Origin of the sequence: Novosphingobium sp. APW14 (assembly GCF_032337075.1) — a bacterium.
GTDB lineage: Bacteria > Pseudomonadota > Alphaproteobacteria > Sphingomonadales > Sphingomonadaceae > Novosphingobium.
The window spans coordinates 19,728-41,057 of the sequence record NZ_JAVYAB010000009.1 but is presented as its reverse complement, the minus strand read 5'-3'; the positions used below and the strand labels follow the sequence as shown (position 1 = coordinate 41,057).

General features: G+C 61.4%; 16 protein-coding genes and 2 tRNA genes. 8 read left to right on the top strand and 10 right to left on the bottom strand.

The window, feature by feature from the left end:
• Positions 1 to 67: 67 nt before the first annotated feature.
• The gene (gene thyA / locus RQP55_RS11330) at positions 68 to 1,024 is read right to left on the bottom strand and encodes a thymidylate synthase (protein WP_315610305.1); all 957 of its coding nucleotides are present in this window, start codon (positions 1,022 to 1,024) and stop codon (positions 68 to 70) included.
• Positions 1,025 to 1,124: 100 nt separating this feature from the next.
• On the opposite strand from thyA, the gene RQP55_RS11325 reads away from it, so the two are divergent.
• Positions 1,125 to 1,201: transfer RNA gene (locus RQP55_RS11325), tRNA-Pro, on the top strand.
• An 87-nt stretch (positions 1,202 to 1,288) separates the two neighbouring features.
• A complete protein-coding gene (locus RQP55_RS11320; protein WP_315610304.1) occupies positions 1,289 to 2,461 on the top strand; it encodes a hypothetical protein in 1,173 nt (390 codons plus the stop codon).
• Between the two features lie 84 nt (positions 2,462 to 2,545).
• Here the strand turns inward: RQP55_RS11320 and RQP55_RS11315 are convergent, their stop codons facing one another.
• Positions 2,546 to 3,163, bottom strand: a complete 618-nt coding sequence (locus RQP55_RS11315) for a hypothetical protein (RefSeq protein ID WP_315610303.1) — start codon at positions 3,161 to 3,163, stop codon at positions 2,546 to 2,548.
• A 315-nt stretch (positions 3,164 to 3,478) separates the two neighbouring features.
• On the opposite strand from RQP55_RS11315, the gene RQP55_RS11310 reads away from it, so the two are divergent.
• On the top strand, positions 3,479 to 4,984 hold the full coding sequence (locus tag RQP55_RS11310) for a hypothetical protein (RefSeq protein WP_315610302.1): 1,506 nt from the start codon (positions 3,479 to 3,481) through the stop codon (positions 4,982 to 4,984).
• 21 nt (positions 4,985 to 5,005) lie between these two features.
• Here RQP55_RS11310 and RQP55_RS11305 read toward each other — a convergent pair whose 3' ends face one another.
• Entirely contained in the window at positions 5,006 to 5,449 is a 444-nt protein-coding gene (locus tag RQP55_RS11305; RefSeq protein ID WP_315610301.1) for a DUF3429 domain-containing protein, read from the bottom strand.
• Between the two features lie 76 nt (positions 5,450 to 5,525).
• Positions 5,526 to 7,583: an ATP-dependent DNA helicase RecG gene (gene recG, locus RQP55_RS11300; RefSeq protein WP_315610300.1), complete on the bottom strand. Its 2,058-nt coding sequence runs from the start codon at positions 7,581 to 7,583 to the stop codon at positions 5,526 to 5,528.
• A 124-nt stretch (positions 7,584 to 7,707) separates the two neighbouring features.
• On the opposite strand from recG, the gene RQP55_RS11295 reads away from it, so the two are divergent.
• From RQP55_RS11295 to mfd, 3 genes are all read left to right on the top strand, one after another.
• Positions 7,708 to 8,112: a host attachment protein gene (locus RQP55_RS11295; RefSeq protein ID WP_315610299.1), complete on the top strand. Its 405-nt coding sequence runs from the start codon at positions 7,708 to 7,710 to the stop codon at positions 8,110 to 8,112.
• 39 nt (positions 8,113 to 8,151) lie between these two features.
• Positions 8,152 to 8,418 (top strand): succinate dehydrogenase assembly factor 2, encoded by a 267-nt coding sequence (locus tag RQP55_RS11290; protein WP_315610298.1) that lies wholly within the window; start codon positions 8,152 to 8,154, stop codon positions 8,416 to 8,418.
• A 91-nt stretch (positions 8,419 to 8,509) separates the two neighbouring features.
• Positions 8,510 to 11,983: a transcription-repair coupling factor gene (gene mfd, locus RQP55_RS11285; RefSeq protein WP_315610297.1), complete on the top strand. Its 3,474-nt coding sequence runs from the start codon at positions 8,510 to 8,512 to the stop codon at positions 11,981 to 11,983.
• Here mfd and RQP55_RS11280 read toward each other — a convergent pair.
• The gene (locus tag RQP55_RS11280) at positions 11,955 to 13,274 is read right to left on the bottom strand and encodes a GGDEF domain-containing phosphodiesterase (protein ID WP_315610296.1); all 1,320 of its coding nucleotides are present in this window, start codon (positions 13,272 to 13,274) and stop codon (positions 11,955 to 11,957) included. The two genes, mfd and RQP55_RS11280, sit on opposite strands and share 29 nt — an antisense overlap.
• 88 nt (positions 13,275 to 13,362) lie before the next feature.
• Between RQP55_RS11280 and RQP55_RS11275 the strand changes: the two genes are divergently transcribed.
• A complete protein-coding gene (locus tag RQP55_RS11275; RefSeq protein ID WP_315610295.1) occupies positions 13,363 to 14,142 on the top strand; it encodes an NAD kinase in 780 nt (259 codons plus the stop codon).
• 68 nt (positions 14,143 to 14,210) lie between these two features.
• Positions 14,211 to 14,285, top strand: a tRNA-Asn gene (locus tag RQP55_RS11270).
• A gap of 43 nt (positions 14,286 to 14,328) precedes the next feature.
• Here RQP55_RS11270 and RQP55_RS11265 read toward each other — a convergent pair.
• The 5 genes from RQP55_RS11265 to lon form a co-directional block, all read right to left on the bottom strand.
• On the bottom strand, positions 14,329 to 15,060 hold the full coding sequence (locus tag RQP55_RS11265) for a sulfite exporter TauE/SafE family protein (protein ID WP_315610332.1): 732 nt from the start codon (positions 15,058 to 15,060) through the stop codon (positions 14,329 to 14,331).
• Between the two features lie 24 nt (positions 15,061 to 15,084).
• A complete protein-coding gene (gene secA, locus RQP55_RS11260; RefSeq protein WP_315610294.1) occupies positions 15,085 to 17,790 on the bottom strand; it encodes a preprotein translocase subunit SecA in 2,706 nt (901 codons plus the stop codon).
• 88 nt (positions 17,791 to 17,878) lie between these two features.
• The gene (locus RQP55_RS11255) at positions 17,879 to 18,157 is read right to left on the bottom strand and encodes a hypothetical protein (RefSeq protein ID WP_315610293.1); all 279 of its coding nucleotides are present in this window, start codon (positions 18,155 to 18,157) and stop codon (positions 17,879 to 17,881) included.
• A gap of 147 nt (positions 18,158 to 18,304) precedes the next feature.
• Positions 18,305 to 18,577 (bottom strand): HU family DNA-binding protein, encoded by a 273-nt coding sequence (locus RQP55_RS11250; RefSeq protein ID WP_315610292.1) that lies wholly within the window; start codon positions 18,575 to 18,577, stop codon positions 18,305 to 18,307.
• Positions 18,578 to 18,799: 222 nt separating this feature from the next.
• Positions 18,800 to 21,208, bottom strand: coding sequence for an endopeptidase La (gene lon, locus RQP55_RS11245; RefSeq protein ID WP_315610291.1), 2,409 nt, complete (start codon positions 21,206 to 21,208; stop codon positions 18,800 to 18,802).
• Positions 21,209 to 21,330 lie beyond the last annotated feature (122 nt).

Sequence of the window (21,330 nt, the reverse complement as noted above, 5' to 3'; positions counted from 1 at the left end):
GGTTTGGAAGCAATATTCCAATTGAGCGTTATTTTATTTCAAAGTGGTTACAGCGTCAACTATCCGCTCAAACGGCCACAGGCGCGGAAATGTGGGCCTGCGGCGCGTAATCGCGCACATCAAAATCCTCAATCGCATAGCCGAAAATCGAATCGGGCCGCCGCGCGATGGTCATCGTCGGATTGCCCGCCGGGGTCCGCTCCAGCTGAGCCTCAACCAGGTCCGCATGGTTCAAATAGAGGTGCGTGTCCCCACCCATCCAGACCAGCTCACCCGGTTCCAGATCGCACTGCTGGGCGAGCAACCGCGTGAACAGCGCCGCCCCGAACAGATTGAACGGCAAGCCCAGTGCTACATCGCAGCTGCGCTGATAGAGCGCGCAGTTCAGGCGGCCATTGCCGACATGGAACTGATAGGTCTTGTGACAGGGCGGCAGCGACATCTGGTCCAGCTCGGCCACGTTCCAGCCTTCCACGATATGGCGGCGGCTGCCGGGGTTGTTGCGCAGGCTTTCCACTACCTGGGCAACCTGGTTCACGCCCTCGCCGCGCCTGAACAGCCCCTCACCCGCCGGAACATAGACCGGCCAATCGACCCATTGCTTGCCATAGACCGGGCCCAGATCGCCCCACTGCGCAGCGAATCCGGCATCGGCGGCGATGCGCTCGGCGAAGGCCTCAACCGAAATCGCATCGCCCGTGGCTTTCACGTAATTGGCGTGAGGCCATTCGTTCCAGATCTTCACGCCCTGCAAAACCAACGGACGGATATTGGTCTCGCCGGTCAAGAACCACAGGAATTCGCGCGCCGCCGTTTTCCAGTAAACACGCTTGGTGGTGACCAGCGGCATGACCCCACCCGCGAGATCAAACCGAATCTGCGTACCGAAAACCGAACGGGTGCCGACCCCGGTGCGATCAACCCGTTCGTCCCCATGCTCCCAAATCTGGCGCATCAGGTCGAGATACTGCCATTCCCAGTGTGGTTGGCGGGGTGAAGCGGAGGGAATCGGGGCAGTAGCCATGCTGAGACGATAAACATGCGAATGCCCGCTTGCCACCCCGCACTTCGCTATCTATAGGCGCCCTCCTGCCTTGCCCCTCCTCGGAAGGGCGATGATCGGTCGGGGAATAGCTCAGCCTGGTAGAGCACTGTCTTCGGGAGGCAGGGGCCGGAGGTTCGAATCCTCTTTCCCCGACCATTTCTTCTCAAAAGCGTGACATCCTCGCCTTCGGGGTGCAGCAAAGCTGCGTTCATCAGCAATCTTGCTGCGCCTGGTTGGGGTATCATGACATTTTTTAAACAATATCAGATTGTCGCCGGTGCCCTGCTCCTGCTCGACTCGGGGATCGCCGCCGCCCAGAGCCTGGAGGCGAACGCCAGTTCCTATGCGGATTACGAGTCAGCGATCGACAGCATAAGTGCGACATACCAGGGCTATTTCGGAGTATCAGACCCGGCAGGCGCCGATGACGTGGTCTACGATATGTCGTTCGACAATGGCGGCAACCTTTATCGCGACAACGTCAACATGCAGTCGAACGCAGTCAACTTCACGGACACGACGGCTGCCCAGAAGATTGGCTATGCCAGCAATCTTTGCTCCACGCAGGTCGCCTACACCCAGCTGAAGGCCAAGGGCGTTGCCCTCTCCCCCGATCAGGAAGCGCGGTATGAGCGCGTCCGCGACAAGCTTTGTCTGCTGGTCAAGCGCGCCGCAAAGCTCCAGCAGCGGATTGAGCAATTCGAAGCGATCAAGGACAACGGCATCACCCTGTTCCAGCGCTACGCTCGGGCCACCCCCAGCTATGACGGGCATGACCGGACCATCCAGATGGGCGTGCAGATGAAGTTCTTTCCGTTCATCAATAACGTCTGCGGCTCTCCGGATGGAGATCAGACGACAACGATCGACTTCGAATACTGCGCATCCCACATCAAGCAGGCCGCTTCGGGTGTGACCACCAAAGGCATCGACCTGACCAAACTGGAGGAACGGTTTGTCTACAGTTCCTGGCTGCAATGGTCAGACAGCGACCGGACACCTCTCGACGTTGTAAAGAGGCTGAGGGAGATGAAGGGATCAGACACCGGATCCTGCGGTAAATTCATTCCAATCAAGATCATTTATGGCGGCCACGTAACCGCCACACTGTATCTCGGCGTGGACAGCATTTCCGGCAACCAGATTAAGCTGAAGGCATGTGCCGTTTTCCATTACAGCGGCGATGACAAGACAGTCGGGCTCGGCACGATTTCGTTCACGGCGCCATTTGGCTACCTCGGCCAGCTGGAAGCGATGCGGGACAAGGCCAAGGATAACGCGTCCAGCAAGGTGCAGGCCAAGATCGACGCGCGGGTCAGCAACCTGCTGGGCAACAAGACCCAGGTGCAAAGCATGCTTTACACAATCGACAAGCTGAAGACCCTGATGGAAGCGATCAAGCAGCAGGCTGCCTGATCCGCTGCTCGCTTCCGTCAAAACAAATCCGGCGCCGAACGTTATGCACGTTCGACGCCGGATTCGGTTTACGGTGATGTCGAATTACTTCGGCGGATCAACGTAGGCCGGGCTGCCGACGCAGTTCAGCTGGTTGTTCGGGATCTTAAGCACTTTTTTATTGTCTACGTCCTGGAACGTGATCGCGTTCCAGTCGTAAGAGATCTGATAGGTGCGGCCATTGTACATGCAGCTCAGAAGGTCATGGGGCGTAGCCTGACCCGACGTCGCATAATTCACTTGGCCCTTAACATAGTTAACGCAGCCCTTGGTATCCCAGATGATGCCGAACCAGAGGGCCACCGGATCCGAGTTGGTGCAGCGGTCTGCCCAAGTTGTCTCATAACGCTGCTTAGCCCAGCCATCCATGTTGCCGTACTGGGCCTTGATCTTGTCGGCGATCTGATCGATCGCACCCTTCTTGCCGTCGTAGCCGTCGCACTGGGCGCGCTGCCACTGGTCGTCAGTAAGAAGCGCGCTCTGGCTCTTGGCGGTCAGGTCATTGCGATAGAAGATTGCGATCCGCTTGCCATCAGCAGTCTGCTTCTGCCAGCCGCAAATCACCGAAGTGTTGGCGTTGGCCATGGCCGGAGTGGCGGTGGCGAAGAGTGCCCCACCAGCGACGGCGATGATCGCCAGCGCACGTTTAAAAAAGTTCGTCATTATAATGTTCCTTCAATGCTGCCGCACGACCCACCACACGCACGAACGCATCTTACCCCAAGCAAACTCCGCTGCCTGCAGAGGCTTAGAATAGGTCACGGCATGGTTTGTCTAACTTGGCCAAAAGCCTAGTCAATATTGGGTACCACGTAATAAAGTGATGCAAATCTCGATTTGCCGATCCACCATAAACCTCATAAAGGCCCTTCTCGATAGACAGGATTCGGGCATTTCGGGGGTATACTGGTGTTTTCACGTGTTAATACTGGCGTTAGCGCTCTGGTAATCGTACAACTACTTGTAACTCCAGTGCCGTTGGCAGCGAAACCCGTTGCGGCTAATGATATTACGAAAATCAATGAAGCACTCAAGCGGGCCCCGCTGGACCCCCGCCTGAACTATCTGGCTGGCCTTGCCTATGAATCCTCATCGGTGATGGGCACTGACAAGCGCGAAATGGCCAAGGTCGGCTACCTGATGGCACTGAAGGGTGACCCCTCGTTCTGGCCCGCGCACGTGCAACTTGGCTTCATGGCGATGGATGATCGCGACGCGGTCACTGCACAGGAACATTTCTCGGCAGCAGCAGCCATCAAGGCTGACGATCCCCTCATTCTCTATGCCCTCGCCCGTGCGGCGTTCTGCGCTGGAGACCTTTTGCTCGCGCAAAAGTCGTGGCAACGCGCTTTGGATCTGCGCGAGCCGCAAAGCTTTGACGAACTAACCACAGGCGCGGCGATTGAACGCCAAAAAGGCCAGGTCGACGCCGCAAACATGTATGTGACCAAGATCAAGCAAATGGGGCGGACTGTGCCGCGCATGGCGCTCCAAACCGCCGGCACTCCGATCACTGCAGATCCCAACGGTGACGGCAGCGCTCAAGACGCGCAATCAGACGATAAAATGGGGATGGTTGATCTGATTATCCTGCGCCGGGATGAGATCCAGTCAACTTCGTCTGGGATTAACTTGCTCGACGCACTTACTCTGCAATTCGGCTCCAATCTGGTGAACTCGACTTGGCGTAGTTCGCGCGACAGGCTTTCCGACACTGTCACGAGCAGCACGCTCGATGCTGAGCGCCAATTGTCTGTAACGGTGCCATCCGTTACTTATTCACTCAATGTCGCCAATTCTACCGGCGGTAAATCCACCATTCAGGCGCAGCAAGCTGTGCTGATTTATGATGGCGAGAAGAGCAACGTCCAAATCGGCAGCACCCTGACCTTTGCGGCCAACGGCAATCTTTCGAGCAGTGTCGAAACGATGCAAGATGGTCTTACTCTCAACATCGGCTCGAAGTTCATCGATCAGGATCGCGTGAAGTTGGCGATCGACGCCAGCCTCGAAGACTTTATTCCGGGCGCTGGACCCGGCTCCTTCAAGGAATCGGTCCAAAAAGAACGCACAGTGACAAGTGTCACTGCCACCTTGAAGTTTGGCGAAACCATCCTGATCTCAAGCGGCGAACAGTCTACCAACAGCCGCGCAGAGGACAAGACCCCATTGCTTGGAAGCGTGCCGATCTTGAGCAAGCTGTTCAGCTCGCGGGGCAAAACCACTAGCGACGTGAGCGTCATCGTGCTGCTTACGCTGCGCCCGCGGGGTAGTCAGACCTTGCCCCATGCCAATCTGGCGGACCGCAAACTGTTCGAAAACATGCGCAAGCGCCTGCTCGACCAGCTCGATACCGGGGGCGAAGACCCCGCCCAGCACCTGTTCCACCCTGAACAGGGCAACCTTTCCTATACACTGGAAAACCCGGCTCGCGCAGGCGACAAGGCCTATCTCCAGCGCGCGGGGGTATCGGGCGGCTTCTAAGACGCCCGCTCCGCGCGCCGATCAGGCCAGCACGGAGAATATGCCGATCAGCATCGTTAGGCCGCCAAGGCCTAACGAGAGCTGTAGCCGCAACGAAAGCCAGGCCCGATCCAGATCGCCGATCAGAACGTCGATGTATGGTGACGCGATCAGCATCGCGCCAATGGCAATCAGCGACGGCCCGGGCCATTCCCACCCCAGGATCCACGGCGCGTAAGCCGCAAGCGCCAGCAGGCTTGGCATGACCGCGCAACCAAACAGCCAACCCGGCACCCGCTCGCGCATCAGGCCGATGCCCCACCAGAGCCCGCCCAGGAAACTGAAAATCAAAGCCGCATAGCCAAAGGCCATCGCCTGCGCGGTCCACTGCCACTTGCCGCCATCGAAAACGTACAGGGCGCAAACAGCCTGCGGCAACAAACCGGCGTAGCCCAACTGGCGGGCGGCACGGGGCAACGCTTTCATCGCAAGGATCCTATCTGCCAAACTCCCCAGAGTGTCGCTCTGTCCAACGGCAACGGAAAGATAGACCTAGGGCTGCCTAGCCACCTCGGAGCAATTGCACGCCCCAATCGCGCTCGAACAGGTAGAGCAGCAGGCGCGCGGCCTCGCCCCGCTCACCGGTCAGCCCGCCGTCGCGCTCCATCAACAGCCGCGCATCATCATGGGCCATGGGCAGCAGCTTGGTGATCTGCTCAAGGCTGGCGACCCGGAACGGCGTATCGCCCGATTGCCGCGTTCCCAGCAATTCACCGCCGCCCCGCAACCGCAGGTCTTCCTCGGCAAGCCGGAAACCGTCCTGCGTCTCGCGCATCAGTGCCAGCCGCTCTCGCGCTGTTTCGGAGAGAGCTGCGCCGCGCAGCAGCAAGCAGGTGCTTTTGCCACTCCCCCGCCCCACGCGCCCGCGCAGCTGATGCAGCTGGGCCAGGCCAAAGCGTTCGGCCTGCTCGATCACCATCAGGGTGGCATTGGGAACATCAACCCCAACCTCGATCACCGTGGTCGCGACCAGGATCTTCGCCTCACCCCGGGCGAAGCGGTCCATCGCTGCATCCTTGATCTCGGGGCGGAGCTGCCCGTGAACAAGCACGACCGCATCCCCGAACCGCGCCTGCAACGCGGCATGACGGGCTTCGGCCGCGGCAAGATCCTCGTTTTCCTGCTCGCGTACCATCGGGCAGACCCAATAGACCTGTTGGCCGGTTTCAATGTGGCGGCCAATGGCAGCAATAACGTCGTCCTGCCGCTCGACCGCGACAACCCTGGTATCGATAGGCTGACGCCCCGGCGGCATCTCATCAAGCTTGCTGACATCCATTTCGCCATACTGCGCGAGGGTCAGCGTGCGCGGGATCGGCGTGGCGGTCATGGCCAGGCAATGCGGCGTGCGGCGGCCCTTCTGAGCCAGCATCAGGCGTTGGCCCACGCCAAATCGGTGCTGCTCATCAATCACCACCAGCGCCAGGTTCCTGTAGGACACGGCATCCTGGAAGATCGCATGGGTGCCAACCACCATGTCGATGGAGCCATCCAGCAAGCCCATCAGGATTGATTCACGGGCCCGGCCCTTGTCACGGCCGGTCAGCAGGGCGATCTCCACTCCGGTGCCGGCAGCCAGCCGGGTCAGCGTCGCATGATGCTGGCGGGCCAGGATTTCCGTCGGCGCCAGCAAGGCGGCCTGAGCGCCCGCCTCCACCGCGATCAGCATGGCTGACAGCGCAACCACAGTCTTGCCCGAACCGACATCGCCCTGCAGCAGCCGCAGCATCGGTGCTGTCTGCGCCATGTCGCCCTCAATCTCGGCGATGGAGCGTTGCTGCGCGCCGGTCAGCGGGAACGGCAATTTCAGCTGGGCGCGGCGCGAGCCATCACCGTGCAAGGGCGTTCCGCTCTGCTTGCGGTTCGATTGCCGGACCAGCATCAGCGCCAGGCTGTTGGCCAGCAATTCATCATAGGCCAGCCGATCGCGCGCCGCTGCGTGGCTGTCCTTATGCGCCAGCGCCACGGCATCGCGCCAACTGGGCCATTGCATCTTGCCGATGAGGCTGGGCTCGATCCATTCAGGCAGGTCAGTGACGAGGCTCAGCGCCTGTTCGATCAAGCTGGCAATGCGCCCCTGGGTCAGGCCTTCCGACAGCGGATAGACCGGCTCTGTCAGCTGACCCAGCAGCACGGCACTGTCCGCCTCGACATGATCGGGGTGAACCATCTGCAGCATCTGGCCATACTGCTCGAGCCGGCCGGCCACCCAGCGCGGCTCTCCCACTGGCAACAGCTTCTTGGCTGAATAGGATGCCCGGCCAAAGTAACTGATCGCGCAGACATTGCCGATGGCATCCTGGGCCAGCACCCGGAACGGACCGCGACCGGAAGAACTGCGATGCTCGATCGGCGTCAGCGCCACGACGATTTGTTCGCCAATGCTGGCCTCATCCAGATTGGCGACCGCACGGCGCTGCACGAAGCGATCCGGCAGGTGATAGGCAAAGTCCTTCACCCGGGTCAGCCCCAGCTTCTCCAGCGGGCGCGCCAGTCCGGGACCGACGCCTTTCAGGCTGTCTGCCATCGTGAACAGGGGATTGAGCCGATCGGGACGCATCGTCCCTCAATAGACCTGCGACCGATCATTTTGCCAGATTTTGATGCAGCGCATGGACGCGGGACCCGCGCCGCCACCAAAAAGGTTTGGGTCGCAACAGACGCTCACGCAAACGGAGGCGAAAATGCTGTTGCCGCATGGATGTATCATCGCACTGGTCGATGGCGAGAACTTCACCGTCTATCGCAATGCCGGATCCGAGGCCGAGCCCAGGCTGCAGACCGTGGATGTGCCGGAGCTGGACAGTTCCAATCATTCCGATGTCGGGCACCATTCAAGCCATGGCAACCATGCCGACAGCCTGGTCAACGAAGATGCCCACGCCAAGGCGGCGGCGGGCTGGCTTAATGCCGAGGTGCTGGGCCACCGGATCGATGACCTCGTGATCCTTGCCCCACCCCGAACCTTGGGTGAACTGCGCAAGCACTATCACCCCAAGACCCGGGAAGTCCTGCGCTGTGATCTGGCTAAGGATCTGGCGGGCTTCGCGCCGCGCGATATCATCGCAGCGCTGCGTGAACAGCCTTGATCGCTTGCCATGGCGCGCGCTGGGGATTAGCGCCCGGGCATGATCGATCCCAATCGCCTCAAGCGCCTGCAATTCCGCGCCTGGCATCGCGGCACCCGCGAAGCCGATTACATGATCGGGGGCTTCTTCGATCGCTACCACGCGCAATGGGGCGAGGCCGAATGCGCTTGGTTCGAAGCCCTGCTTGAGGAAGAGGACGTGGACATCCTGGGCTGGGCGCTGGGCACGCTGGATGTCCCCGAGGAATATCGCGGCGCGCTGATGGATGCGTTCCGCAAGCTGGACTACGTCGAAATCCCGCACTGACACGGCGCCAAGCCCGCGCTAAGGACGCCGGATCGATTCCCACCCCGCTGGCCGCAAAATGGCCCGCGGGGCAATTGTTGTTGCGCGAACCATGGCTGACCTGAACAAAATCCTTTCGGCGAACAGTGCCCTTACCCTTGCCGGATTGGCGCGCGGTGCCCAGCCCTTGGTGCTGGCTGATCTTGCCCGCGCCACCAAGGGCCGCGCCGTGTTCATCGCGCCGGATGAGGCAGCGATGCAGGCCGTGGCCGACACCGCCGCGTTTTTCGCGCCAGAGCTGGATGTCATCACTTTCCCCAGCTGGGACTGCCTGCCTTATGACCGCGCCAGCCCCGCCCTATCGGTCAGCGCCCGGCGGCTGGCCGCGTTGTACCGGCTGCAAGCCAAGCGCGAGGCACCGCAGCTGCTGGTCACGACGATCAATGCCGTGCTCCAGCGGGTCCTTACCCCGTTCCGCATCCGCGAATCGGTCAGGCTGCTCAAGCCGGGGATGGAGATCGGGCGGGAAAGCCTGATCGGCCTGCTCCAGCGACAGGGCTATAGCCGCACCGATACCGTGGTGGACGCCGGTGAATATGCCGTGCGCGGTTCGATCTTCGATATCTTCCCCTCGGGCCTGGAGGTCGGGCTCCGGCTCGATTTCTTCGGTGACGAGCTGGAAACTTTGCGACTGTTCGATCCCAACACCCAGCGCTCCATCGGCACGCGCGAGCAGCACCTGCTGCTCCCGGCCAGCGAAGCCCTGCTGGATGAAGACAGCGTCAAACGCTTCCGCAGCCGCTATCGCGAGATGTTCGGCGCCAATGCCACCAGCGATCCGCTCTACCAGGCCGTCAGCGATGGTCGCCGCCTTGCCGGCATGGAGCATTGGCTGCCCCTGTTCGAAGACCGCATGGTCACCCTGTTCGATCACCTGAGCGCGGATGATCTGATCGTGATCGACAGTTCCGCTCAGGGCGCGGCGGATGAACGGCTGGGGGACATTGCCGACTATTTCGCCGCGCGGACCGACACGGCAGGCAAGGCCGCGGGCTCCTATCGCCCGCTCAAACCCGACGCGCTCTACTTGGCGCGCGAGGAACTGGCCGTGCAGCAATCGGGCTGGCCAGTCCACCGTGCCGACATATTCGCTCAGCCCGACAGCGCGACGGTGATTGATTTTGGCTTTGCCTCTGGCCGGGACTTTGCACCGGAACGTGCGCGCGGCGACAATGTTTACGAGGCAGCCGCGCGTTACCTCAATGGCCAGGCCGCACAGGGCCGCAAGGCGATCATCGCCTGCTACACCGCTGGCAGCCGGGCCCGCATTGCCGCGATCCTGGGCGAAGCGGTCAAGCCCGCCCCGGTGGAGGCCGAGACATGGCAAGAGGCATTAGGCCTTGCTGCCAAGGGCGTGCCGGTGGCGCTCGTCCTGCCGCTGGACAATGGCTTTTCCAATGCCGGGCTGGAACTGATCACCGAACAGGACCTGCTGGGTGACCGCCTGGTCCGCCGCAAAAAGCGCAAGAAAACCGCCGATGCCTTCCTGGCCGAACTGGCCGCCCTCGCCCCCGGCGATCTGGTGGTCCACATGGACCACGGGATTGGTCGCTATGAAGGGCTACAGTCGATCCCGGTCGGCCAATCACCGCACGATTGCGTGATGCTGACCTATGCCGGCGGTGACAAACTTTACATCCCGGTCGAGAATATCGACGTTCTCAGCCGCTATGGCAGCGACAGCGAACTGGTCGCGCTGGACCGGCTCGGCGGCGAAGGCTGGCAGCGGCGCAAGGCCCGGCTCAAGGAACGCATCCGCGAGATCGCGCACGAACTGCTGCGCACCGCCGCCCAGCGCGCACTGCGCCAGGCCCCTGCGCTGGCGCCGGATCAGGCCAGCTATGGCCAGTTTACAGACCGTTTCCCCTGGGCCGAGACCGAAGACCAGGAACGCGCGATCGAAGACGTACTGGAAGACCTCTCGGCCGGGCGGCCAATGGACCGCCTGGTCTGCGGCGATGTGGGCTTCGGGAAGACCGAAGTCGCCCTGCGCGCGGCCTTCGTTGCCGCAATGGCCGGGCAACAGGTCGCCGTGGTTGCCCCCACCACCCTGCTTGCCCGCCAGCACTACAGCAATTTTGTGGAGCGCTTCGGCGGCTTCCCGCTCAACATCGGTCGGCTATCGCGCCTTGTCCCGGCGAAGGAAGCGACAGCCACGCGTGACGGCCTGGCCGATGGCACGGTCGATGTCGTAATCGGGACCCACGCGATCCTGTCCAAATCGGTCAAGTTCAAGCGGCTTGGCCTGGTCGTGGTCGACGAGGAGCAGCGCTTTGGCGTCAATCACAAGGAAGCGCTGAAACAGCTGCGCAACAACGTCCACGTGCTGACGCTGACTGCCACCCCGATCCCACGCACACTGCAAATGGCCATGTCTGGCCTTCGCGAGCTTTCAACCATCCAGACGCCGCCGGTCGATCGCCTCGCCGTGCGAACCTACGTGATGGAATGGGACCATATGGTGATGCGCGAGGCGCTGCTGCGCGAACATCACCGCGGCGGGCAGAGCTTCATCGTTGTGCCGCGCATCGCCGACATGGAAGAGATCGAAAAGTGGCTGCGCGATACCGTGCCGGAGATCCGCTTTGTCACCGCCCACGGCCAGATGGGCGCGACCGAGGTGGAAGAGCGGATGAGCGCCTTCTACGAAAAGAAGTACGAAGTGCTGCTATCGACCACCATTGTCGAAAGCGGGCTCGATATCCCCAGCGCCAACACGATCATCATCCACCGCGCTGACCGGTTTGGCCTGGCCCAGCTTTATCAGCTGCGTGGGCGGGTCGGCCGCTCAAAGCTGCGGGCCTATGCCTATCTGACCACGCCTGCCGACATACAGCTGAGCGTGGTCGCCGAAAAACGGCTCAAGGTGCTCGGCGATCTCGACAGCCTTGGCGCCGGCTTCCAGCTGGCCAGCCACGATCTGGATATTCGCGGCGCCGGTAACCTGCTGGGCGATGAGCAATCCGGGCATATCCGCGAAGTCGGGTTCGAACTCTATCAGTCGATGCTGGAAGACGCGATCCTGGCAGCCAAGGCCGGTGACATGGGCATTGCCAAGGAACGCCACGCCCTGTCGCCGCAGATCACGGTCGATGCGCCAATCATGATCCCGGAAGACTATGTACCCGATCTGGCCGTACGCATGGCGCTCTATCGCCGCCTCAACGATGCCGAAGATAGCCACGAAATCGAAGCAATCTCTGCCGAGATGATCGATCGCTTCGGCCCGCTGCCGGCGCCGACCGCCAACCTGGTCAAGCTGATCCAGATCAAGCAGCAGGCCATCATCGCCAACATCGCCAAGATCGATGTCGGCGCGAAGGGCACACTGGTCAGCTTCCACAACGACGAATTCCCCGATCCGGCTGGGTTGATCGCCTATACGGAAAGATTGAACGGCGCGGTGAAGCTGCGTCCTGACAGCAAACTGGTGGTCAATCGGGCCTGGGGTGATCCGGCGACGCGGCTTAATGGCCTGTTCCAGCTCACCAGGGGCCTCAGCGCGATCGCCCGCAAGGTCCGCTAGGTTTCAGCCGGTTCGCCTCGGTCAGGAACGCCTGCGCAGTCAGTGGGCGGGAGCGGAGAAAGCCTTGGTATGACAGGCACCCTTCGGCTGCAATCAGCAGGCGCTGGGCTTCACTCTCTACCCCTTCGGCCACTACCCCAAGGCCAAGCGCCTGCGCCATGGCAACAATTGCCCGCAGCACCGCCAGGTCACGCTGATCGGAAACTACGCCATCGATCATCGAGCGATCGAGCTTCAGGTACTGAAGGGGCAGCAGCTTAAGGTAGCGGAAGTTGCAAAACCCGGCACCGAAATCATCAAGGGCGAATTTGACCCCCCTTGCCGTCAGGGCATCAAATGCGCGTGCTGCGGCGGCGACATCGGCGAGCAGGACCTGCTCGGTCACTTCAAGGGTCAAACGCCAGCCCGGAAATCCGCACGCACCGAGCAGCGCACCAAAGCTTTCGGCAAAATCTTCGGCGGCCAAATCGTTTGGCGTGATGTTCAACGAAAGCCGCAGGTCACCCGGCCATTGCGATGCGGCGCGCAAGGCAAGCTGGGCAATATGCCGCGATAGCTGCGCCACATGATCGGTGCGGTCGGCAACGGCAAACAGGCCACCCGCGCCAATACGACCGATCAGCGGATGGTTCCACCGGGTCAGCGCCTCCGCGCCGATGATCCTGTCGCCAGCGCAATCGTACTGGGGCTGGAACAGCACCTCGATTTCATTTCGATCGATCGCACGCAGCAGGTCTGCCTCAAGCTGCGCGGCACTCCGCCCCTCCCGAGTGCCCTCCCCATCCGCCCAGGCAAGGCGCCGGCCGGGCTGAACCATCAGTCGCTCAAGCGCGTGGGCCAGTCGGTCGAGGATCGAATCCGCAGTCTCGCCTGCAAGACCGCGCAACACGGAAGCCCGTGGGCTCAGCCGCAGCGTGCCGCTTGCTGCCGCAATTGGCCTGGCTAGGGCATCGAGCAACTGGCTCGCCGCCAGTTGCCAACGCTCACGGCTGCACGGTTCCGCGGTGACCAGCAGGAATTGGCCACCGCCAATACGCGCGGCAAGCCAGCTTCCATCCAGTTCATTGGCCGCAAAGTGCTTAAGCCGTGCCGCGATTTCACCCAACGCCATGTCTCCGGCGGCAGCGCCATAGGCCAGGTTTGCCGCATCGAACCGGCGGAGCCCGATCAGCATGACATGAAGCTGCGCATTCTGAGCGGACCAATCCTCCAATCGGCGCCGCGCCGCATCCCGACCCGGCAGACCGGTCAATGCATCGCGCGTTGCGCCCTGGATGGCTGCTTCCGTCATTCGCGCAGCCATAGCAGGGCCAGCCTACCAAACCCTTTCCGGGCTTTGCGTTGCCAAATTGGCCCGCGGACCATATGCACCTGCGCATATGAGCCAAACGCCACGCCTCGCCCTGCTCGCATCCGATACGCCCCGCGCCCAGGAGGCCGCGGAGGCCTATCGCACGCGGGAGAGTTTCGTCAGCGAAGCCGAAGCTGAAGCAGTGGTCGTCCTTGGTGGTGACGGGTTCATGCTGCAAACCCTGCACCACATGCTGGACAGTGGGCGGGTCTTGCCCGCCTATGGCATTAATCAGGGCACCATCGGCTTCCTGATGAACCATCCCCGCGGCACCCGAACCCTGGTCGAACGCGTCGCCCGGGCCCGGCGGATTGCGGTTGCGCCGCTGGAGATGACCGCCACCACCGGCAGCGGCAAGCAGGAAAGCTTCTACGCAATCAATGAAGTCTCGCTGCTACGCGAAACGCGCCAGACGGCGCGGCTTGAAGTATCGGTTAACGGCAAGGTGCGCGTTCCGGACCTGGCCTGTGACGGTATCCTCGTGGCCACTCCGGCCGGCTCAACGGCTTATAACCTCTCCGCCAACGGGCCGATCCTGCCTTTGGGTTCGAACATGCTGGCCCTTACCCCGATCAGTCCGTTCCGCCCACGGCGCTGGCGCGGTGCAATTTTGCCCGATCATTACGAAATCGAATTTCGGGCGCTCGACCCGATCAAGCGTCCGGTCGCCGCCGTGGCAGACCAGAAGGAGCTGCGCGATATTCACGCCGTCAAGGTCCGCACCGCGCCAGATCAGGCGCTGACCCTGCTGTTTGATCCGGGCAAGAGCCTGGAAGAGCGGATCTTCGCAGAACAATTCCAATTCTAATGCCGGACCCGCTTGCCAAACCAATTTGCGATGGTATAGGCGCCCACCTGTCCCGGAAACGGGACTGCTCCTCGATAGCTCAGCGGTAGAGCACTCGACTGTTAATCGAGCGGCCGTTGGTTCGAATCCAACTCGAGGAGCCACTATTTCCTAAAGGCCTCGCCATCCGGCGGGGCCTTTATGGTTTCAGCGCAGCAGAAGTTGCGAACCGGCCCAGATCGTCAGCGCCGCGGTCAGCCAGCGGATCACTTTTTCCGGCAAGAGCCGTTGGGCCAGCAAGCTGCCGATCTGCCCGCCAACAAGCACCGCCAGCAACAGCGGCAAGCCACCACCCAGTGCCTCGGCAAAGCGTTGCGGGCCATTCTTCGCGAACTGGCCGATCAGGCCGGCAATCGAGTTGACCAGGATGAACAGGCTGGCGGTGGCCGCGATCTGCCGCGCCCGGCTCCATCGGGTCAGATGCAGCAGCGGGGCCAGGAAGATACCACCGCCAATCCCCACCAGTCCGGCCAGATAGCCCAGCGGCGCAGCAGCAAGGCCCATCCATTTCGCGGCAGCCGCAGGCTGGCCTTCGATATCGGCCGGCCGGGGCGCCAACAGCGCCAATCCGGCCAGGATCAGGCTCGCCCCAAGCAAGACGATGAAGGTCGCCTGCTTGACCGGTGTCAGGCCGCCCAGGAAGGCCAGCGGGGCGGCAACGAGGGCCAGCGTCAGCGCCCCGCGCCACGGCACCAGCCCGGCGCGGGCAAAGCGAACAGTGCTGCCAGTGACGACCACAACGTTACAGCACAGGCTGACTATCGGCAGAAGCCGGTAATCGAACCCGGCGAGGGCCAGCAGCGCGCTGTAGGTCGAGCCTCCGCCAAACCCGACCGAGGCGTAAAGCACGGCGGTGACGAAGAAGCCCAGAGCCAACATCGTCACCCCTCGCGCCTTAGGGTCTTAGACCGCGGCCCCGTGGCAATGCTTGTACTTCTCGCCCGAGCCACACGGGCACGGCGCGTTCCGCGACAGGCCCATCGCGGCATAGGGATCCTCGGCCGCCGCAGCACCGCTGCCAAGCGCGCCCAAGACGGCCATTGCACCCGGCGTGGCAGTCGCATCGTTCTCGCCCGTAAAGGGATCGATGTGGCTGGTCAGGAAATCCGGCAGGTCCGGCAGTTCAACAGGATCCGGCATGCGCAAGCTGCTGTTCATCAGGATCCGGGTCACGTCCTCCCGGATCACTTCCAGCATCCGCTCGAACAGGCCGAAGGCTTCCTGCTTGTATTCGTTGATCGGTTGCTTCTGGGCATAGGCACGCAGGAAGACAACCTGGCGCAACGCATCGAGCGTGGCGAGGTGCTCCTTCCAATAGTGGTCCAGTCGATCCAGCAGCACCTGCTTTTCAACCTGACGCCAAAGCGAAGCGTCCTGACCAATCTTCGCCTCTTCCTTGGCATCGGCCAAGGCAACAACGCGTTCTTCGATCGTATCAGGTTCCAGCCCATCTTCCTGTAGCCAGTCCTGCACCGGCACGTCGATCCCCAGAACTTCGGCCAGCTTCTGGCGCAGGCCTTCGATGTCCCACTGCTCAGGATAGGATCCCGCCGGGCAGGCGGTCCCAACCAGCGCGTTGATCGTGTCATGGCGCATATCGACGACAACATCGTCGATCGCTTCTGCATCCATGATGTCGGCGCGCTGCTCGTAGATCACCTTGCGCTGGTCATTCATGACGTTGTCGTATTCGACGACCTGCTTGCGGATATCGTAATTGCGCGCTTCCACCTTCTTCTGCGCGGTCTCGATCGCCTTGGACAGCCACTTCGATCCGATCGCCTCACCATCGGCAAGGTTCGAATTCATCATCTTGGCGAACAGGGTATCGGGCCCGAAGATTCGCAGCAGATCGTCTTCAAGGCACAGATAAAACTTGCTCAGGCCCGGGTCGCCCTGGCGCCCCGAACGGCCGCGCAACTGGTTGTCAATGCGCCGGCTTTCATGGCGCTCGGTACCAATTACGCACAGGCCGCCTGCGGCAAGAACCTTTTGCTTTTCAGCCTCGATTTCCGCCTCGATCTTGGCGATTGCGGCATCCCGCTCAGGCCCTTCGGGTGTGTCCCTAAGTTCATCCTCGATCCGGAACTCGGCATTGCCGCCCAGCTTGATGTCGGTCCCACGGCCGGCCATGTTTGTGGCAATGGTCACTGCGCCCAGACGGCCCGCCTGGGCCACGATGTGGGCTTCCATCTCGTGGAAACGGGCGTTGAGCACGGCGTGCTGCACCCCTTCCTGCTTGAGAAAGTCCGACAGCATTTCGGACTTCTCAATCGAAACCGTCCCGACCAGTACAGGCTGGCCAATCTCATTCTTCTCGCGGATCAGCTTGGCGATCGCCTGGAACTTGTCGACGGTATTCTTGTAAAATTCATCTTCCTCGTCGATCCGCTGCACCGTCAGGTTGGTCGGGATCGTCACCACATTCATGCGGTAAATGTCATAGAATTCGGCCGCTTCGGTGGCGGCCGTGCCGGTCATGCCGGCCAGCTTCGGATACATACGGAAGTAATTCTGGAAGGTGATCGAGGCCATAGTCTGGTTTTCAGGCTCGATCCGAACGCCTTCCTTGGCTTCCACGGCCTGATGCAAGCCGTTCGACCAGCGCCTGCCATCCATCATGCGGCCGGTGAATTCGTCGATGATGACGACCTTCTCGTCTTTCACGATGTAGTCGATGTCACGCTTGAACATGACATTGGCCTTCAGGCTCTGGTCAAGATGATGAACGACCTGCGTGTTCTCGACGTCATAGAGGTTCGATCCCACAAGCAGGCCAGCAGCCTCCAACTGCCGCTCGGCCCATTCCACACCCTCTTCAGTGAGAGTTATGTTCTTGGTTTTCTCGTCTTTCTCGTAATGCTCTTCCGTGACCTGCTTCACGATCGCATCAACGGCCACATAGAGTTCGCTCTTATCATCTGTCGGGCCAGAGATAATCAGTGGGGTGCGCGCTTCGTCGATCAGGATCGAGTCAACTTCGTCAACAATCGCGAAATTGAACGGGCGATGGACCATCTGGCCCCGCTCCTGCTTCATATTGTCGCGCAGGTAATCAAACCCGAGTTCGTTGTTCGTGGCATAGGTGATGTCGCAAGCATAGGCTGCGCGGCGCTCATCCTCAGGCATGTTGGGCACGATGACGCCCACACTCAGCTCCAGGAACTTGTAAATCTGGCTCATCCACTCCGCATCGCGCTTGGCCAGGTAATCATTGACCGTAACAACGTGCACGCCTTTGCCTTCAAGGGCGTTGAGGTAAACAGCCAGCGTCGCAACCAGGGTCTTGCCCTCACCCGTGCGCATTTCGGCGATTTCGCCGCGGTGCAGAACGATCCCGCCGATCATCTGCACATCGAAATGGCGCATTCCCATCCGGCGCTTGCCAGCTTCTCGAACGGTCGCGAATGCCTCAGGCAGGATCTCGTCTAGCGTCTTGCCCTCGTCGAGCTGGCGCCGAAACTTGGCAGTCTGGGCTGACAGTTCATCATCGGTCAGAGCTTCGATTGTTGGCTCGAACGCATTGATCTGCCGAACGATTTTATCGAGTGACTTTACATAACGGTCGTTGGACGAGCCGAAAATAGCCTTGGCGATGGCGCCGATCATGGGCAATTCCTGTGTATTCAGAGATATAGGGGTAGACGCGCAGCCACAAAAAGGCGCGCGCAATCAAGCTTCGGACCGAACGGGCCGCTTATTCCAGCGCGCGATCAGGACCGAACAGAACCGACGGAATATAGATTCGTCCGCGGCTGGGGCGAACTCGCGTAGCTTGCCGCTCGCGCCGTTCTTTCTGGGCTGCGGGGGCATCAATTGCCTGAACCTGCGACTGGCTGGGCCGGGCAGTACCGCGCGAGCCATCGGGCACGCCAATTTCCGTTTCCGCACCGCCATTCATGCGCGCCTGGACCGGGCCAGCCTGCGCAACAAGCCCCGTCATCAGGGCCAAAAAGGCGAGGAGAATACGCTTCATTACGAGCAGTTATAAGCCAGCAAGCAGAAGGCGTCCAGCCACGGCAAGCCGCTGCCCCCAAAAAACCAAACGCCGCGCCTGCTTATGGCAGACGCGGCGTAAATTGGCTGGCCGACCGCGAGGCGGTGCGGTCGTCAGAAGAGCTGCTTAGTTGACAGCGTCCTTCAGGCCCTTGCCGGCCTTGAACTTCGGCTGAGCCGAAGCCTTGATCGCCATCGGTTCGCCGGTGCGCGGGTTGCGGCCGGTCGAAGCCTTACGCTTGGCAACCGAGAAGGTGCCGAAGCCAACGAGACGGACTTCATCGCCGCTCTTCAGTGCGCCGGTGATCGCGTCGAAAACGCCTTCAACAGCCTTGGTGGCATCGCTCTTGGTCAGGCCGCTGGCTTCTGCGACTGCGCCGATCAGATCGTTCTTGTTCATGGAGATAACCCCCTACCTTTTTGGAATTGATGACTAGTTTGATTCGCCTCGAAAAGCTGACGGAATTGAGCCGTTTTTCCGGAAGGTGTCAAAGCGAAAGCAGCGGGGAAACGGGCGATTATCCACCGATTCCAGCCATTCCTCACGGTCTATGCGTAGTAAATTCACTTTCCGGGTCGATGCTGCACCGCAGCGAATCGACCCGGAAGCCTTATCTGCCGATCAGTGCGCAGTGCGCACATCACCGCTGCCCGGCGCTGCAGCAGCGCTTGGCTGGCTGGCCAGATCGTCCGCCTCGGTCCATTCAATCGGTTCGGGAACCGCAACAAGCGCGCGTTCAAGCACCTGATCAACATGGCCCACGGGCACGATTTCCAACCCGGCGGTGATGTTCGCAGGCAGTTCGGCCAGATCCTTCACGTTTTCTTCCGGGATCAGCACGGTGGTGATGCCGCCACGCAGCGCCGCCAGCAGCTTTTCCTTAAGCCCGCCAATCGCCAGGACCCGGCCGCGCAAGGTCACTTCGCCAGTCATGGCAATGTCCTTGCGCACCGGAATACCGGTCAGCGTTGAAACGATCGAGGTCACCATACCGATACCCGCGCTGGGGCCGTCCTTGGGCACGGCCCCTTCGGGCAAGTGGATATGGATGTCCTTGCGGGCAATCAGGCTGGGCTTAATCCCATAGGCCGGCGAACGCGCCCGAACGAAGCTGAAGGCCGCCTGGACGGATTCGTTCATGACCTCACCCAGCTTGCCAGTGGTCTTGACCCCGCCCTTGCCGGGCACGGTAACGCTTTCGATCGTCAGCAGTTCGCCGCCCACCTCGGTCCAGGCCAGGCCGGTCACGGCACCAACCTGATGCTCTTCCTCTGCCTCGCCAAAGCGATACTTCCGAACCCCGGCATATTCGCCCAGGTTCTCCGGCGTGATGGTGATCGAGGTTGCCTTGCCTTCAAGGATTTTGCGCAGGCTCTTGCGCGCAAGCCGTGCAATCTCGCGCTCCAGCGTGCGGACACCAGCCTCGCGGGTGTAATACCGGATCAGGTCTCGCAGCGCGGCGGACTCCAGCGTGAACTCGCCGGCCTTCAGCCCGTGGGCCTCGACTTGTTTGGCCACCAGGTGCCGTTCCGCAATCTCAACCTTCTCGTCCTCGGTATAGCCCTCAAGCCGGATGATCTCCATGCGATCCAGCAGCGGCTGCGGCAGGTTCAGGCTGTTCGCCGTGCAGACGAACATCACGTCCGACAGGTCGTAATCGAGTTCCAGGTAGTGATCCTGGAACTTGGCGTTCTGTTCCGGATCAAGCACTTCCAGCAGGGCAGACGCGGGATCGCCGCGGAAGTCCTGACCCAGCTTGTCGATCTCATCGAGCAGGAACAACGGATTGCTGGTGCCAGCCTTGCGCAGGTTGCTGACGATCTTGCCCGGCAACGAGCCAATATAGGTGCGGCGGTGGCCACGGATTTCGGCCTCATCGCGCACGCCGCCGAGCGACTGACGGATGAACTGCCGCCCGGTTGCCTTGGCGATTGACTTGCCAAGGCTGGTCTTGCCCACGCCCGGGGGGCCAACCAGGCACAGGATCGGCCCCTTCAGCTTGTTGGTGCGCGCCTGGACCGCCAGATATTCGACGATCCGGTCCTTGACCTTTTCCAGCGCATAGTGATCGGCATCCAGAATAGCCTGGGCTGCCGGGATATCGCGCTTAAGCTTCGACCGCTTGCCCCAGGGCAGGCCCAGCAACACGTCGAGGTAATTGCGGATCACGGTTGCCTCGGCGCTCATCGGCTGCATGGTGCGCAGCTTCTTGAGTTCCGCATTGGCCTTGGCCCGCGCTTCCTTCGACAGCTTCAGGCGGTCGATCTTTTCCTGCAGCTCCTGCAGTTCGTTGCCCTCACCCGAGTCATCGCCGCCCAGCTCCTGCTGGATCGCCTTGAGCTGTTCGTTGAGGTAATATTCGCGCTGGGTCTTCTCCATCTGGCGCTTCACGCGCCCGCGGATGCGCCGCTCAACCTGCAGCACGCCCAATTCACCTTCCATGAAGGAGTGCGCCATCTCCAGCCGCTTGAGCGGATCGCTCTCGCTCAGCATGGCCTGCTTGTCGCCCACCTTGGTCTGGATATGGGCGGCCACGGCATCGGCCAGCTGCGACGGTTCGGTAATCTCGCCCAGGTTCTCACCGGCATCCTGTGGCAGCTTCTTGTTGAGCTTGGCGTATTCAGCGAAGGTCTCAACGACCGAGCGCATCATTGCCTCAACCTCGCTGCCGCTCGCTTCGGCCTGGTCAATGGCTTCCACCGCGGCGACCACCATTTCGCCCTGACCGCTGGTTTCCAGCCGCAGGTCTTCAAGCCGGGCGCGTTGGCGCGCTTCGACCAGCACGCGGACCGTACCATCGGGCAGCTTCAACAGCTGCAGCACCGTGGCGATCACGCCCACGTCATAAAGATCGTCACCATCCGGGTCATCACAACCCGGATCAAGCTGGGCGAGCAGGAAGATATCCTTGTCCCCCGCCATGGCCGCTTCCAAGGCCGCCACTGACTTTTCGCGCCCAACAAACAGGGGAACGACCATCCCGGGGAACACGACAATATCGCGAAGGGGTAGCAGGGGGAGCAATTGCATGGGGCTATCCATTTTGACCTGGCGCTGGGGGCGCCGCCCGGGTGAATCCCGGCTTGGACCGAGATATGGGGATGCCTATTGGACGGCGCAATGGGCGGTGCTTTCAGGCCTGTGGACGGCGC

What these genes read in the sequence shown, in the direction of transcription:
- RQP55_RS11265 (WP_315610332.1), bottom strand. Translation starts at nt 15,060, where the DNA reads ATGTTGGCTCTGGGCTTCTTCGTCACCGCCGTGCTTTACGCCTCGGTC.
- RQP55_RS11305 (WP_315610301.1), bottom strand. Translation starts at nt 5,449, where the DNA reads ATGAAAGCGTTGCCCCGTGCCGCCCGCCAGTTGGGCTACGCCGGTTTG.
- RQP55_RS11255 (WP_315610293.1), bottom strand. Translation starts at nt 18,157, where the DNA reads ATGAAGCGTATTCTCCTCGCCTTTTTGGCCCTGATGACGGGGCTTGTT.
- RQP55_RS11275 (WP_315610295.1), top strand. Translation starts at nt 13,363, where the DNA reads ATGAGCCAAACGCCACGCCTCGCCCTGCTCGCATCCGATACGCCCCGC.
- thyA (WP_315610305.1), bottom strand. Translation starts at nt 1,024, where the DNA reads ATGGCTACTGCCCCGATTCCCTCCGCTTCACCCCGCCAACCACACTGG.
- recG (WP_315610300.1), bottom strand. Translation starts at nt 7,583, where the DNA reads ATGCGTCCCGATCGGCTCAATCCCCTGTTCACGATGGCAGACAGCCTG.
- RQP55_RS11250 (WP_315610292.1), bottom strand. Translation starts at nt 18,577, where the DNA reads ATGAACAAGAACGATCTGATCGGCGCAGTCGCAGAAGCCAGCGGCCTG.
- lon (WP_315610291.1), bottom strand. Translation starts at nt 21,208, where the DNA reads ATGCAATTGCTCCCCCTGCTACCCCTTCGCGATATTGTCGTGTTCCCC.
- RQP55_RS11295 (WP_315610299.1), top strand. Translation starts at nt 7,708, where the DNA reads ATGCTGTTGCCGCATGGATGTATCATCGCACTGGTCGATGGCGAGAAC.
- RQP55_RS11315 (WP_315610303.1), bottom strand. Translation starts at nt 3,163, where the DNA reads ATGACGAACTTTTTTAAACGTGCGCTGGCGATCATCGCCGTCGCTGGT.
- RQP55_RS11280 (WP_315610296.1), bottom strand. Translation starts at nt 13,274, where the DNA reads ATGACGGAAGCAGCCATCCAGGGCGCAACGCGCGATGCATTGACCGGT.
- mfd (WP_315610297.1), top strand. Translation starts at nt 8,510, where the DNA reads ATGGCTGACCTGAACAAAATCCTTTCGGCGAACAGTGCCCTTACCCTT.
- RQP55_RS11320 (WP_315610304.1), top strand. Translation starts at nt 1,289, where the DNA reads ATGACATTTTTTAAACAATATCAGATTGTCGCCGGTGCCCTGCTCCTG.
- secA (WP_315610294.1), bottom strand. Translation starts at nt 17,790, where the DNA reads ATGATCGGCGCCATCGCCAAGGCTATTTTCGGCTCGTCCAACGACCGT.
- RQP55_RS11290 (WP_315610298.1), top strand. Translation starts at nt 8,152, where the DNA reads ATGATCGATCCCAATCGCCTCAAGCGCCTGCAATTCCGCGCCTGGCAT.